At 59.7% G+C, this 12955-nt stretch carries 12 protein-coding genes; 5 read left to right on the top strand and 7 right to left on the bottom strand.

From position 1 onward, the window contains the following. The first annotated feature begins 100 nt into the window (after positions 1–100). Positions 101–1090 carry an HNH endonuclease signature motif containing protein gene (locus WMP97_RS02580; protein ID WP_200288749.1) on the top strand — a complete coding sequence of 330 codons (990 nt, stop codon included), beginning with the start codon at positions 101–103 and terminating at the stop codon, positions 1088–1090. Positions 1091–1169: 79 nt separating this feature from the next. On the opposite strand, the gene efeB is transcribed toward WMP97_RS02580, so the two are convergent. From efeB to lepA, 4 genes are all read right to left on the bottom strand, one after another. Next, a complete protein-coding gene (gene efeB, locus WMP97_RS02575) occupies positions 1170–2450 on the bottom strand; it encodes an iron uptake transporter deferrochelatase/peroxidase subunit (protein WP_316360518.1) in 1281 nt (426 codons plus the stop codon). Next, on the bottom strand, positions 2450–3613 hold the full coding sequence (locus WMP97_RS02570; RefSeq protein ID WP_340439720.1) for an EfeM/EfeO family lipoprotein: 1164 nt from the start codon (positions 3611–3613) through the stop codon (positions 2450–2452). The genes efeB and WMP97_RS02570 overlap by 1 nt, the downstream gene beginning before the upstream one ends. 3 nt (positions 3614–3616) lie before the next feature. Next, positions 3617–5581: an alkaline phosphatase family protein gene (locus tag WMP97_RS02565; RefSeq protein WP_340439719.1), complete on the bottom strand. Its 1965-nt coding sequence runs from the start codon at positions 5579–5581 to the stop codon at positions 3617–3619. 259 nt (positions 5582–5840) lie between these two features. Beyond that, entirely contained in the window at positions 5841–7691 is a 1851-nt protein-coding gene (gene lepA, locus WMP97_RS02560) for a translation elongation factor 4 (protein ID WP_340439718.1), read from the bottom strand. Positions 7692–7709: 18 nt separating this feature from the next. Between lepA and WMP97_RS02555 the strand changes: the two genes are divergently transcribed. Next, positions 7710–8246: a type II toxin-antitoxin system PemK/MazF family toxin gene (locus WMP97_RS02555; RefSeq protein WP_023031165.1), complete on the top strand. Its 537-nt coding sequence runs from the start codon at positions 7710–7712 to the stop codon at positions 8244–8246. A gap of 227 nt (positions 8247–8473) precedes the next feature. Next, positions 8474–8737, top strand: a complete 264-nt coding sequence (rpsT, locus tag WMP97_RS02550; RefSeq protein ID WP_049361613.1) for a 30S ribosomal protein S20 — start codon at positions 8474–8476, stop codon at positions 8735–8737. An 83-nt stretch (positions 8738–8820) separates the two neighbouring features. Here rpsT and WMP97_RS02545 read toward each other — a convergent pair whose 3' ends face one another. Beyond that, a complete protein-coding gene (locus WMP97_RS02545; RefSeq protein WP_340439717.1) occupies positions 8821–9399 on the bottom strand; it encodes a TetR/AcrR family transcriptional regulator in 579 nt (192 codons plus the stop codon). Positions 9400–9730: 331 nt separating this feature from the next. Between WMP97_RS02545 and WMP97_RS02540 the strand changes: the two genes are divergently transcribed. Together WMP97_RS02540 and WMP97_RS02535 are read left to right on the top strand one after the other, a co-directional pair. Continuing rightward, a complete protein-coding gene (locus tag WMP97_RS02540; protein WP_340439716.1) occupies positions 9731–10573 on the top strand; it encodes a DNA adenine methylase in 843 nt (280 codons plus the stop codon). After that, positions 10566–11918 carry a type II restriction enzyme gene (locus WMP97_RS02535; RefSeq protein ID WP_301732153.1) on the top strand — a complete coding sequence of 451 codons (1353 nt, stop codon included), beginning with the start codon at positions 10566–10568 and terminating at the stop codon, positions 11916–11918. The genes WMP97_RS02540 and WMP97_RS02535 overlap by 8 nt, the downstream gene beginning before the upstream one ends. Here the strand turns inward: WMP97_RS02535 and WMP97_RS02530 are convergent. Both WMP97_RS02530 and WMP97_RS02525 read right to left on the bottom strand, forming a co-directional pair. Then, positions 11915–12562, bottom strand: coding sequence for a LysE family translocator (locus WMP97_RS02530; RefSeq protein WP_340439715.1), 648 nt, complete (start codon positions 12560–12562; stop codon positions 11915–11917). The two genes, WMP97_RS02535 and WMP97_RS02530, sit on opposite strands and share 4 nt — an antisense overlap. After that, positions 12559–12948: an ankyrin repeat domain-containing protein gene (locus tag WMP97_RS02525; protein ID WP_340439714.1), complete on the bottom strand. Its 390-nt coding sequence runs from the start codon at positions 12946–12948 to the stop codon at positions 12559–12561. Before WMP97_RS02525 ends, WMP97_RS02530 begins: the two co-directional genes overlap by 4 nt. Between the last annotated feature and the right edge of the window lie 7 nt (positions 12949–12955).

Below are 12955 nucleotides of genomic sequence, written 5' to 3'. Positions count from 1 at the left end.
CCGGGTGGGTTCGGGGGCGGTGTGACGGGAGAGGCGAGTTATCCACAGGCTCACGCGGGGGCGCTGCTGCGGCCTTGCGGGGTGTCTTATGCTCACGGGCATGACCCGCTTGCAGGACTACGCCCGCCAACTTGCCTCGCCGATGGAGCTTCTCGGCGAGGTCTCCGGCGTGCGCGAGGCGGATCTGCGTCGGCTGGGCCTGCCCCGGCAGGAAGCTCGTAGCCTACTCGCGCTTGCCGACGTCTACTTTGGCCCCACCTCCTTCACCCGCCGGCAGCGCTCGTGCCGGGCCACCACGCATTGCCTGGCCACGTTGAAACTCATTGAAAAATACGTCTCCCGCACGAAATCCAAGCGGGACGCGTGGGCGCTGCGCGCTGAATTGTGCGCGACAGACCGGGATGTGGAGCATCTTGCCCGCACGCGGTTGAAGGAGATGTATCCGCCGCGGCAGCCGGAGAAGGGGGTGCGGATGACGCGGCGCAAGGGCGGGCCGTCGACGCTTTCGATTACCGGTGATTCCGATTTCATCGCTGACCTGCACGCCAGCATCAGCGAAGAGAAACCCTTGGATTCCGTGGAGAATATTTTCTTCCGCGGCGGGGCCACGGCTCGCCCTGCCGCGATGACGAATATCATCATCCAGCTCGATGAATTAGATGAAATCCTCGACGGTGGAGGCGAGGAAATTACGCTGCGGTTGACCAATGGGGCCGAAATCAGCGGTGCCAAACTGGTGGAAAAGCGCCTTGCCGACTGCGGACTTGTCACGCTCGTCCATCCCTATGAGGGACCGGTGAACCTGTATCGCACCTCGCGGCATGCCTCGGACAAGCAGCGGCTGATGGCGAGCGCGGAAAACCCCACGTGCCCGTGGGCCGAGTGCAATTATCCGGCAGATAAGTGCCAGATTCATCATCTGCGGGCGTGGAAACACGGCGGCGAGACCAATATGGCGAATCTCAGTGTGGCGTGTCCGTACCACAACGGCGTCAATGACGATGACCCGAACGCCCCGCCGGTGCGCGGCCGGTTAGCGCGGCGGCGGGGCCGAATAGTCTGGGTCCCGCCGTGGGCCAATTCAAGCTGAAGACCCTGCCCTCATTTTTTGGGCGGACGCTTCCCAGATCACACGGCTTTCCCGCACAGTGCGAGTCGGTGAAGCATTTCTAGGCTTGGAGGAGGGAGCGGCCGAAAAAGTCGGAGTCATCAGCGACGCCGGGCAAAGCATAAAAATAGCCACCACCATAGGGTCGGATATAGTCCGCTAGGGGTTCACCTTCGAGGCGCTTTTGCACCGTAATGAACTGACGCTCCAAGTCCTGCTGGAAGCAGATAAAGACGAGACCGACATCGAGGGTGCCGTTATCGCGCACGCCATTGTCGTAGTTATAGGCGCGGCGCAGCATGAGCTGGTCCGCGGTTTCTGGCGTACGCGGATTCGCCAGGCGAATATGCGCGTCGGTGGGAATGACATCGCCGGTGGCATCGTCGAGGTAGTTGGGCTCGGCATATTCGTCGCCACCGGAAAGCGGGCCACCGGTTGCACGGTCGCGGCCGAAGATTTGCTCCTGCTCAGCAATGGAGATGCGATCCCAGAATTCCGTATACATAGCGATGAGGCGAACCACCATATAGCTGCCGCCGGCGGCCCAGTCCGGCTCGTCCGTACCGGCCCAAACCAGCTTGTCCTGATCCTTTTCGGCTGGATTGACGATGCCGTCTTTAAACCCAAGGTGGTTGCGCTGGGTGCCAGACGGCCGCGGTTCATTCATATAACCGTTTTGGCGCCAACGCACGGCCACATCTCCACGGGTGTGCCGCAAGATATCGCGCAGCGCGTGAATGACGGTGTCGTGCTGGTCGGCGCAAATCTGCAGGGCGAGGTCGCCGTGGCATAGCTCCTCCTCCAACGTGTCATCGGCGAAAGCCTGCATGGAACTTAAGTGGACGGGTTTGTGGGGTTTAAGACCGAAGCGGTCGTCGAAAAGCGAATTGCCCACGGCGAGGGTAATGGACAAACTATCGGTGGGAAGCTGCGGTCCTAGCTCCCCGGAATCGCCGGCGGGATAGCCAATGCCATCGGCCGCAGTAGCGCCGCCGGAGGTAAGAATGCGGGCGCGCTCAGTCACGGTGCGAAGCAACTTCTCTAAGCGCGATTTCTCGGTGAACTGTACATCGAGGGCGACGACCTCGGAATACTTTTGGGCTGGGGTCACGATCCCCTGCTGGTGCTCGCCGTGGAAAGGAAGTTCGAGCGGAGCGTCCGCCTCGGTGCGCGGCGATGGAGAAGCATGGTCAGCAGCGCCTTCGCTTCGCTTAGAGGAACCAAAGGAAGAGCACGCGAGGCTGGACTGCGCATTGGCAGCTGCTGCCGGGCCAGAAAGCGCGGCGGTGGCCGCGAGCCCAGAGAGAAACGAGCGGCGGGAAAAATTAAACGGGCAGGGCACTAATCCATCCTTCTGACTACGGTCATCGTGGCGACAGGGGCAAGCAGTTCATTGGCACGCGCGACGGCGGACTGCACACGCATCCGGTCCTTCTGAGACCACTTATTAAAAGCGGTGTCATATTTTTCATCGAACTCTGCGGCGAGCTTGTCAAGTTCATCCAGCTGCTCATAGATGGGCGAGGCATCGAGCCCACGGCCCTCGACAAGGGCGCGGACGGCATCCAGCGTCAGCCGGGTTGAAATGACATCGCCACGCAGCACGGTGGGCAGGGCATGGGCGCCGAAATCGCGTTCGCCGCGCATATCGAAGCGCTCGAATTCCTCCATTACTTCATGGGTGCGCAGCCCGTAGTCGGGGGCGGGAATGGCGAAATGGGAGGTATCGAGGGCGCGGGCGGTTTTATCGACGGCGTCGGCAAGCGCGCGGGCAGGCTTCGCCGCATCCTTGACGGGGCGCCTGGACCACAGCAGCTTTTCGACGTCCATGTATCCCTCCAAGCCGGGCCCCGGCCACATCTCGCTGGAATCGTCGAAGGATCGGTAGGTCTCGAGGTAGTCAAGGTAGGCCGCTTGGGCAGCGCGGCGATCTTTCGAGGTGGCTTTAGCAAGAGCGTGGGCTTTCTTCTGTAGCTCGGGCACACGCTTTTTCTGCCTGTCCGCTTGCTGAATGGCCACGGCCGCGACCTCGCGGTCAGTAATGGGGACCATCTTGGGAGCATCGGTGATGGTGGAACCGGTGACCGCAAAACCATCAGATTTCACGGCCGAATCATTGTGGAAAACGCAGGTGAGGTGGTATGTGCCGTCCTGCAGTTTCGGGGCCCAGGCGCGCTTGGCTGGGGTGCCTACACGCTCGAGGACCTGGTAGGCGTTGCCCGCATCATCTGCCACGTAGACGGTGAGCGCAAGCCCCGAGGTGTTATAGACCTTCCACGATGCCTGCCCCTGTACCTTCTCCGGCGTAGGACATGAATACACGTCGCGCACATTCAGCTGTGGTTCTTTCGGCTTCGTGCTTTTGCTTGTCGACGCCGCCGGCCGCGAGTCTCGCGAGCTAGACGAGCTAGAACCGAGAGAGCTCAAGGAGCTTTGGGCGACGGCAGTAGGAGCTATGGCCGCGATGGCAAGCACCGCGGCGGTGGCAAAATGGAAGGTTTTCATTGATTAAAACGGGAGGTTGGGCAATGGCGGGAGCTTAAAATCTTGCAGCTTCTTCAGATCTAGGCCGGGGTGGCCATTCATGTACCAAGCAACAACCCCTGCGCCGACGCCCAGAGCCGTAAGGATAGCCGCAATGATACCGCCCTTAGAAGAACCAGCGGAAGAACTGGAACTCGAATTATCGGGCTTATTCGCACCGGGCTGTGGCTTCGCATCTTGGTGCAGCTTGGTGATGTCGGGAACGCCCTGTTCGGTGACCTTGGGGTCGTCCATGCCCTCGACGACGTCCTTGAGGTTGGTGCCGGCGCGGGAGGAATTATCCACCTTTTCAATGGAGGCGTAGTCCTTGGCCACGGTACCGTCGGTCTCGTTCAAGAAAAGCTTCGGGGCCTTGTGGGCGGCGTTGAAGTCAAACATGTTGTTGAGCTCGCCGGCGCGCTCGTCAAAGGCAATGCCCCCTAGACGGCCGAGTCCCCAATTGTCCTGAATGAACTTGGTGACGGAAGTCTGCTCGGTGTAAGTGGAGTCGATGTGGTTAGTCTTCGCGTATGGGGAGATAACCAGCAAAGGCTGGCGGGTACCCGGCCCGCACTGGCCGTCCTTTCCGCCGGCAACGCCTACTTTTGCTGCGGCGGCGGTGCAGATTTCTTTGTCCTGGTGCGGGTCATTGGAACCATTGCGGATTTCTGGGGCCTTGTGGTCGTACCAGCCATCGGAGTCATCGTAGGCGATAACGACCGCGGTGGAATCCCACTCTGAGGAATTTTGCAGCTCATTGATGTAATGGGTGATGAAGGCCTGCTCGTCTAGCGGGTTGGAGTAACCGGCGTGTCCGTCTTGGTAGTTGGCAGCCTTCAGGAAGGACACGGCCGGCAGGTTGCCCTGCTCCAGAGCGGTATCGAAGTCCTGCAGATCGTACTGGTGGTTGGCGCGGTCAGTCTTGCCGATCATGTCATCGCTCGACGGCGCCAAGTGGTGCGGATTCGCGGTGGAAGCGTAGTACTGGAACGGCTGGTGGTGCGGGTTATAGTCCGTCTGGTTCTGGCCGGTCAGCGTAGTGTGGGAGGCGCCGCAGCGTGCGCGAGCGTCGTCTGTAGCTTCCTCGGTTGGCCGGAAGCCGCCTTGGAACCAGCCCCAAGTGATGTCCTTGTCATTGAGCTGGTCACCGATGTTCTTGGAGTGCATCGCGGTGACCTGGTTGGTGCCGGCGGAAGAGTTATTCGAGCAGTCGTCGTAAAGCGGATCTGGGTCGCCGACAACAGTGGCGGTCTTGCCATCTTCGGATACCCCAGCGAGGGCGTGGTTCTTGCCAGGTTCGATCTTCTTCTGCTCGCCCGTGGCTGGGTCATGCATGGTCCCGCCGGCCACGGTTCCGGAAATTAGATTCAGCGCGCCTGGGGTGGATGGGCCGAAGATAGTGGAGTAACTATTATCGTTCATCGCAAAGTTTTGCGCGTAGTTCCACATTCCGGTGACGGTATTGCCGTCGTAATAGCCCATAGTCATGCCTGGAACGGCATAATAGCCGTTGGAAGACTTATCGATGTCGGTGGATACAGTCTCCGGGAACTTGTCCATCTTGCCGCCGTTGTATGCGGCCTGCTCATCGCCGTAGTGGTGATTCTGGTCCGTAGTTACTGCATGGTCTGGCCCGATGCGGAAAGGCTTGACGGAGTTGGGGTTCTTGTCCCCCATTACGCCATCATTTTCGAGGTTTTTCGCTTTGGGGGTGTCCTTCTTGGCGGTAAATTTTGGGGCGTCCTTGTCGCTTCCCTGCAGCTTTTCGCCGTCCTTATTCAGGGCGTTTGGGTAGGTGCCAAAGTAGTGGTCGAAGGAAATATTCTCCGAGTAAATGACAACGACGTGTTCAATTGGGGTCGTGGTGGCTGCCTGGGCAACGCCGGGGACAAGGGACGTAGTGGCGGCTGCGGCGGCGCAAAGGGCCACAGCGCGAGAGCGAAGCTTCATTAAAAATCCAACCTTGGTCAAGAATTTGCGGGGCAGGTCGAAAGTGGCTGTGGCTCACCAGGCGAGTCATCGGTCGCTTTCGAATCGAAATTTAACGCCGCCAAAACACCGACTGCAACTAGATTAAAAGGGCGTCCCCGGCCGTGGGGGCGCCCTATAGAAGCAGCTCACTTTGAACTTTTGCCGGCCGCACCCCGGGAGCCGTTAACGAAATGTTAAGAATCTATTCGGCTCCACTTTGCCAATAGGGGGTACGGGGTTAATCGTCGGCGTCGGTAGACAGCGCAGCCACGAAAGCCTCTTGCGGCACCGAGACGGAGCCCAGCGTCTTCATGCGCTTCTTACCGGCCTTCTGCTTCTCCAACAGCTTGCGCTTACGAGAGATATCGCCGCCGTAGCACTTGGCCAGCACGTCCTTGCGCATGGCCCGGATATTCTCGCGGGCAATGATCTTCGAACCAATGGCCGCCTGCACCGGCACCTCGAACTGCTGGCGCGGGATGAGCTCTTTAAGCTTCTTGGTCATCTTATTGCCGTACCACTGGGCGGAATCCCGGTGGACGATGGCGGAGAAGGCGTCGACCGGGTCGCCGTTGAGCAGGATATCGACCTTGACCAAGTCCGCGAGCTGCTCGCCGGCCTCTTCATAGTTCAACGAGGCGTAACCCTTGGTACGGGACTTGAGCATATCGAAGAAATCAAAGATGATTTCACCCAGCGGCATGGTGTAGCGCAGCTCTACGCGGTCCTCGGAAAGGTAATCCATGCCACCCATCTGGCCGCGCTTGGACTGGCAGAGCTCCATGGTGGGGCCGACGAATTGCTCGGGCACGATGACGGTCATCTTCACCACCGGCTCATAGACCTCGTTAAGCTTTCCTTCCGGCCAGTCAGACGGGTTGTGAACCCACTTTTCCTCGCCGTCTTCGGCCACCACGCGGTAGGTCACCGACGGCGCGGTGGAAATCAGATCGAGGCCGAACTCGCGCTCCAAGCGGTCGCGGGTAATTTCCATATGCAATAGGCCCAAGAACCCGCAGCGGAAACCAAAGCCGAGGGCGACGGAGGTTTCGGGCTCGAAGGTAAGGGAGGCGTCGTTAAGCTGCAGCTTTTCCAAAGCATCGCGCAAGTCTGGGAAGTCGGCCTGGGAGATGGGGAAAAGGCCGGAATAGACCATTGGGTCCGGGTCCTTATAGCCCTTGAGCGGAGTCTCAGCGCCGCCGTTGGACCAAGTGACGGTATCGCCCACCTTGGTCTCGCGCACGTCCTTTACGCCGGTAATTAGGTAGCCCACCTCGCCGGGGCCCAAGCCCTCACACTTTTGCATCGTAGGGGACACGATGCCGATTTCGAGCAGCTCGTGGTTGGCGTTGGTCGACATCATGGTGACCTTCTGGCGCGGGGTGAGCTTGCCATCCACCATGCGAATATAGGTCACAACGCCGCGGTAGGTGTCATAAACGGAGTCAAAAATCATGGCGCGGGCCGGCGCATCCGCGTCGTACTCGGAGGACGGCGGCGGCACCAACTCGCAGACCTTGTCCAGCAGCTCGACCACACCCTCGCCGGTCTTGCCGGATACGCGCAGGACCTCTTCTGGCTCGCAGCCGATGATATTGGCGATTTCCAGCGCGTACTTTTCCGGGTCGGCGGCCGGCAGGTCGATTTTATTGAGGACCGGGATGATTTCCAGGTCGTTTTCCATCGCCAGGTACAGGTTGGCAAGGGTTTGGGCTTCGATGCCCTGGGCGGCGTCGACAAGCAGGATGGCGCCCTCACATGCCTCAAGGGCGCGGGAGACCTCATAGGTGAAGTCCACGTGGCCAGGAGTATCGATCATCTGGAGGACGATCTGCTCCCCTTCGTCCGGACCGGACTGGGGTACCCAGGGCAGGCGTACGTTCTGCGCCTTAATGGTGATACCGCGTTCGCGTTCGATGTCCATATTATCGAGGAACTGGTCACGCATATCGCGCTCCGCAACCACCTTGGATAGCTGCAGGATGCGGTCCGCCAGCGTCGACTTGCCGTGGTCGATGTGAGCAATAATGCAGAAGTTTCGGATTCGGGCGGGATCCGTAAACGTCGTGGCCGCAAAGTTTTCAGACATACGTCTACAATAGTCGACATGAAAAGCGCCATGCTCACCCGACTGCGCCAAGCGCTGGGAATCAGCGAGCGCGAGCCCATAGACACCGGCCTGACCCGCATTAATTCCCGGTTGGGGCTGGATAGGTCGGACGAGTTCCACGAGCCGCGCAAGGCCGCTGATATCCGGGTCGAGGCCACCGCCTCTCACCCCCGCTCCATATTTTTCTCCCCCGATATGGATGGCCAGGCTGATTCCGGCGAGGTGGTCTGGGTATGGGCCCCGGCCGAAGGCAAGCAGGCCCCGCCGCGTGAGCGCGCCATCCTGGTTGTCGGCCGCACGCGCACCACGGTGATGGGTTTGCTTATCTCCCCCAACCCGAAGCATGCGCTTGACGACGCCTGGCTGGAAATCGGCGCCGGCGAGTGGGACGAATCCGGGTGCGATTGCTGGGTGCGCCTCGACCGCTTGCTGGAGGTTTCCGAAGAACAGGTGCGCCGACAAGGCACACTTTTTCCCGAACGCCGGTTCGAAAGAATCGCGAATAGGTTACGCGCGCGCTACCACTGGGCCTAACCAGTCGCACAGACGGCGGCCATGCTGAGAGTTTTGGCAGGTCGGGTTCGGTACTGCTATTGTATGTTGGTTACTTACTTGCCGGGCGCGTTGGTCGGGGCGGGCAGGACCTTGGGTTCGCTCTTCGAATACCAGCGCCGAGCGTGCCAGCGATTGCTGGCCGCGGGAGTAGTCCGAGTAGGTCGGTTTCTACGTCAATCACTTTCGATTACTAAGAGGTATTTTTCATGGCAAATATCAAGTCCAAGCAGAAGCGCGTTATCACCAACGAGAAGGCACGCCAGCGCAACAAGAGCGTTCGCTCCGCCGTCCGTACCGAGATCCGCAAGTTCCGCGAGGCCGTTACCGCTGGCGACAAGGCTGCTGCTGAAAAGCAGCTGCGCGTGGCATCCCGCGCCCTGGACAAGTCCGTGTCCAAGGGTGTCTTCCACCGCAACACTGCAGCCAACAAGAAGTCCGGCATGGCTTCCGCGTTCAACAAGATGGACTAAGAGCCATTGCACTGACAATCCCCCGGTCGCACTCTACGGAGCGCACCGGGGGATTTTCTTAGCCTAGACCCGAGCGGGGAGGCTTAGGCCAGTTCGTCGTTGAAGTAATCTTCGAAGATGGCACCGGCGTTGCGGAAGGCTTCACTAAGCGAAGTTCCACCACGGGTTTCCACAAAAATCTCGAAGGCGGTCAGGAACTGGGTGTGGATGATGTTGACGGTCGGCGTGAGGCGCGAATCGGAGGACTTCCAGCCCTCACGGGCTTGCACGGCTAGGCGGAGGCGCTCAATAGTGCGGCTATTGCGCTGGTAATACAGGGCACGCAGCTTCGTATCCTTAGCTAGCGCCTGGGCCGTCAGCTGGGAAATTTCGGGGAAGAACTCATCACCCACGGCGCGGTCAAATACGGCTTTGGCCACGATTTCAGAATCTTCGCGCAGGCTTCCGGTGGGCAGTCCGGCGGCGAAATTCTGAAATTGGTGCTCTAGCTCCTCCGAAAATTCGGGACCTAAAACTGCCGATTCTTTGTCTTTTATGTAATTAAAAAGGGTACGGCGGGAAACGCCTACCTTTTGGGCGAGTTCCTCCATAGTAAACCCGCCGTATCCGGCTTCGATGACGAGGTTGAGCGCAGCGACTCGGATTTGTGATATACGCGGCATAAATGCCCCTTTCTGTCCCGACGCTCTAAGGGCCTTACTTTCGTTTTCTAAACCCTTAAATCTTTAGGTGAAAATGGTATTTCCCTACAAACTAAGGCGTTTGGGGTGATTTTATTACCTAATATTCGACTATGGAAACAGCCGTGCGCACGGGAAGAATTTACTACCGGCATGGCCGTACGTTTAGGCCCGTCATAGAACTATTTAACAAAGCTGTGATGTTAGACAACCAAAGTACCTGTGCGGCCAGCCCTCCGCTCCAGTTATCCGCCCGCACGTTCGAAAGCCCAATGGTGCTCGTGTCGGGTAGGGCCGCTAAGATGAGTCAACGATGAAAAACGTTAAGCCACTGGTGAAATGGGCGGGCGGAAAGCGCCAGCTCTTGCCACATATCCACGCCGCCCTACCGGCGGATAACCCGCGACGGTTTTATGAGCCCTTCATCGGTGGCGGCGCGGTGCTTTTCTCGCTCCAACCAGCCAGCGCACGGGTCAATGATCTCAATGCTGAGCTCATCAACCTATATGAGGTGGTACGCGGCGGCGTCGACGAGCTCATTGCAGAACTCGTGAGCTATCCCAATGAGGCGGAGTTCTTCTATGCGCTGCGCGCAGTGGACAGGGATGCGAAGCGGTTTGCCGCCCTCTCCCCCATCGAGCGTGCTGCACGAACGCTGTATCTCAACCGCACCTGCTATAACGGTCTGTATCGCGTGAATACGGCAGGTCAATTTAATGCGCCGTTCGGGCGCTATAAGAATCCCACCATTTGCGATGAAGACACGCTGCGTGCGGTGCACCGCTATTTTGCGGAAAATGAGGTGATCTTTTCCCAAGGCGATTTCGCCGCAGCGGTGGCAGAAGCAGGCGAAGGCGATTTTGTCTATTTCGACCCGCCCTATGACCCAGTCAATGTGACGAGCTCGTTTACCGGCTATCAAAAGGGCGGCTTTGACCGCGCGGAGCAAGAACGGCTCAAAGAGGTCTGCGATGAGTTGGACGAACGCGGGGCAAAGTTTCTGCTGTCGAATTCGGCCACCGAGTTCATCCGAGAGCTCTATGCGGATTATGAGGTAGGCATCGTGGGGGCAACGCGGGCGATCAATTCCGTCGCTTCGAAGCGCGGCAAGGTCGATGAGGTACTGGTGCGCAATTATGAGGTCAGCGGTGACTAGCGGGCCGAAGGCGCACGCGGGGCGGGAGCTGCAGGAGGAGCTGCGGGCACGTTTTGGCGTTCCGGAGTCGGTGAAGCTAGGCGTTAATGACTGGGGTTGGCTGCGCATCTTGGCGGCTGGCTACGGCGAAGAATTGGAACGGCGCGGGTATTTTTTCATCAGCGCGCGGGAAGTGGAGAAAATCTCTGCTCGGCAGCCACGGTTGATGGCCAAGCATGATTTTTCCACCTCGCGGCCTTGGATCTTTCAGCGCCTGCAGCTCGGCATCGTGCCGGTAAGCCGCAGCGAATACTTGGTGGGCCGGTTCAACCTCTACGAGAAGTTTCCGCAGGCACAGCGAGGGGAGGTACGTACGCTGCAGCTGCCAGCGGGTCTAGATACCCTCTCGTTGGAGGGGGTGAGCTCGGAGGCGGTGGCGTTAAATGGGGCGTCGGCAAGCGGGATGCTAGAAGACTTTCTGGCCTGCGGGCCTTTGCAAGCTACGGTGGCAGGCCGCATGTCCACGCGCGAGATGCAGGTGCGGCTACCGGACCTGGGCGTGGAGGTGGCGGTGGACCGCGCACAGATGGAAATCGACGGCGGTTTTGAATCGCTCGAGCATCTAGTGCTGGTGGAGGCGAAAAATCACCTCTCGGATGATTTCAATATCCGGCAGCTATATTTTCCCTACCGGCGCTTCCAACAGCGCCTGGCAAAGGAAGTGGTACCGGTTTACCTGGTGTATTCCAATGGCATTTTCCACCTATACCGCTATGAATTTAGGGATCCGGCCGATTTTCGCAGCATTGCGCTGGTCGATAGCGCCCGCTACGCACTGTCGGCCTCGCACCTGGATGCGCAGGCATCGCTGGATATCGTTCGGGCGGTGGAGCCCGACGTCGAGCCGGAGGTGCCCTTTCCGCAGGCCAATAACTTTGAGCGGGTGGTCAACCTCTTGGAGCTCATGGCGCTGCAGCCGCTGAGTAAGGCAGAGATTACTCAGCGCTATGATTTCGATCCGCGGCAGGCGGACTATTATGCCAACGCCGCGCGTTACCTGGGGTTGGCGGTGCAGGTGGATGAGGCCTGGGAGCCCACCGAGCGCGGGAGGAGAATTATCGAGCAGCCGCAGCGCGATGCCCGAAATGCGGCGCTTATACGGACGTTGGCGGCGCGGCGGGTATTTCGCGAGGTGCTCGAACTCAGCTTGGCGCGGGGCGCGGTCGCCAGCACCGCGGAGATTATTGCGGCGATGGAGGAATTGGGGCTGAGCTTGGCGACGTCCCGGCGGCGCGCCTCCACCGTCGCCCGCTGGACCCAGTGGGTGCTCGACACGGTGGCGGAGGGAATGCCGCGGCTGTTTTAGTGCAGGAGGTTCTGCGCGCCGGAGACAATAAGGACGATGCCGGCGATAATGAAAAACAGGCCCGAGCCGATATCGATCCATGGACCTGCGGCGATGAGTTTGCGGCGCACGGCGTTGGTGGAAATTACCGTGGCAACGACGAGGAAAAAGAGGAAGGCCGAAAGCGATAAGGACAGCGTCAACCCGATGGCCAACCAGATGGGAGGGCTGGCGGGAAGCAGCGGAGCGATCATCGCGGCGAGGAAAAGCACGATTTTCGGGTTGGACATATTCGTGGCTAATCCGACTTTGAAGGCAGAGCGTAGGCGCCCGAGTTGCGCGGCGGCGTCTTCCAGATCCACCGGCGGGTTGTCGCGCTGGGCGATGCCGCTGCGCAAGGCGCGCGAACCCATAAACACCAGGAAGCAGCCGCCAACGGCCTGAACCGCTCCCAAAATTTCCGGAAAAGCCGTCAGCAGCGCTGCGGCGCCGAAAACGGTGGCGGTGCACCAAAAGAGCACGCCGATTTGGATGCCGGCGGCTGCGGCTATGGCGTGGCGCCGCGAGCGGGTGGCGTAGCGGGTCACCAAAATAATGTCGGGTCCGGGCGAAGCGACGCCCACCAGATTCATCAACAAGAGGGTGAAAAAGGACGTCCAGGTCACTCCCCTGCCTCGCTTTCTAGGCGCGGGATAAGGTCCTCGCGGCCAAATATGCGGGCAGACTCCAGCGCGGAGGGATGGCCGGCGGCAGGGTCGGCGTGGGCGGCCAAGAGGGCGTCGATGACCGCATCTTCCTTTTTGAAAATGGCACCGGCCAGGGGTGATTGACCGCGGTCATTGAGCAGATTAACGTCCGCGCCGGCGCGAGCAAGTGCGGTAACCAGCTCGGCGTGGCCGTGATAGGCCGCGAGCATGAGGAAGGACTGGCCGTCCTGGTTCACGAGGTCAATATTTACGCCGTGGTCGATATAGGCCAGGAGGTCCAAGCTGCCCTCGCGTGCCATGTCAAAGAGCCGACCGGCGAATTCCTGCACTTGCGTCTCAGACATAGCTTCT

Origin of the sequence: Corynebacterium sp. KPL4072, assembly GCF_037908395.1 — a bacterium.
Taxonomy (GTDB): Bacteria; Actinomycetota; Actinomycetes; order Mycobacteriales; family Mycobacteriaceae; genus Corynebacterium; species Corynebacterium kefirresidentii.
The sequence above is the reverse complement of the archived record's forward strand: the minus strand, read 5'-3'. Positions and strand labels throughout refer to the sequence as shown.

What these genes read in the sequence shown, in the direction of transcription:
- WMP97_RS02580 (WP_200288749.1), top strand. Translation starts at nt 101, where the DNA reads ATGACCCGCTTGCAGGACTACGCCCGCCAACTTGCCTCGCCGATGGAG.
- WMP97_RS02570 (WP_340439720.1), bottom strand. Translation starts at nt 3,613, where the DNA reads ATGAAAACCTTCCATTTTGCCACCGCCGCGGTGCTTGCCATCGCGGCC.
- WMP97_RS02565 (WP_340439719.1), bottom strand. Translation starts at nt 5,581, where the DNA reads ATGAAGCTTCGCTCTCGCGCTGTGGCCCTTTGCGCCGCCGCAGCCGCC.
- lepA (WP_340439718.1), bottom strand. Translation starts at nt 7,691, where the DNA reads ATGTCTGAAAACTTTGCGGCCACGACGTTTACGGATCCCGCCCGAATC.
- WMP97_RS02555 (WP_023031165.1), top strand. Translation starts at nt 7,710, where the DNA reads ATGAAAAGCGCCATGCTCACCCGACTGCGCCAAGCGCTGGGAATCAGC.
- rpsT (WP_049361613.1), top strand. Translation starts at nt 8,474, where the DNA reads ATGGCAAATATCAAGTCCAAGCAGAAGCGCGTTATCACCAACGAGAAG.
- WMP97_RS02545 (WP_340439717.1), bottom strand. Translation starts at nt 9,399, where the DNA reads ATGCCGCGTATATCACAAATCCGAGTCGCTGCGCTCAACCTCGTCATC.
- WMP97_RS02540 (WP_340439716.1), top strand. Translation starts at nt 9,731, where the DNA reads ATGAAAAACGTTAAGCCACTGGTGAAATGGGCGGGCGGAAAGCGCCAG.
- WMP97_RS02525 (WP_340439714.1), bottom strand. Translation starts at nt 12,948, where the DNA reads ATGTCTGAGACGCAAGTGCAGGAATTCGCCGGTCGGCTCTTTGACATG.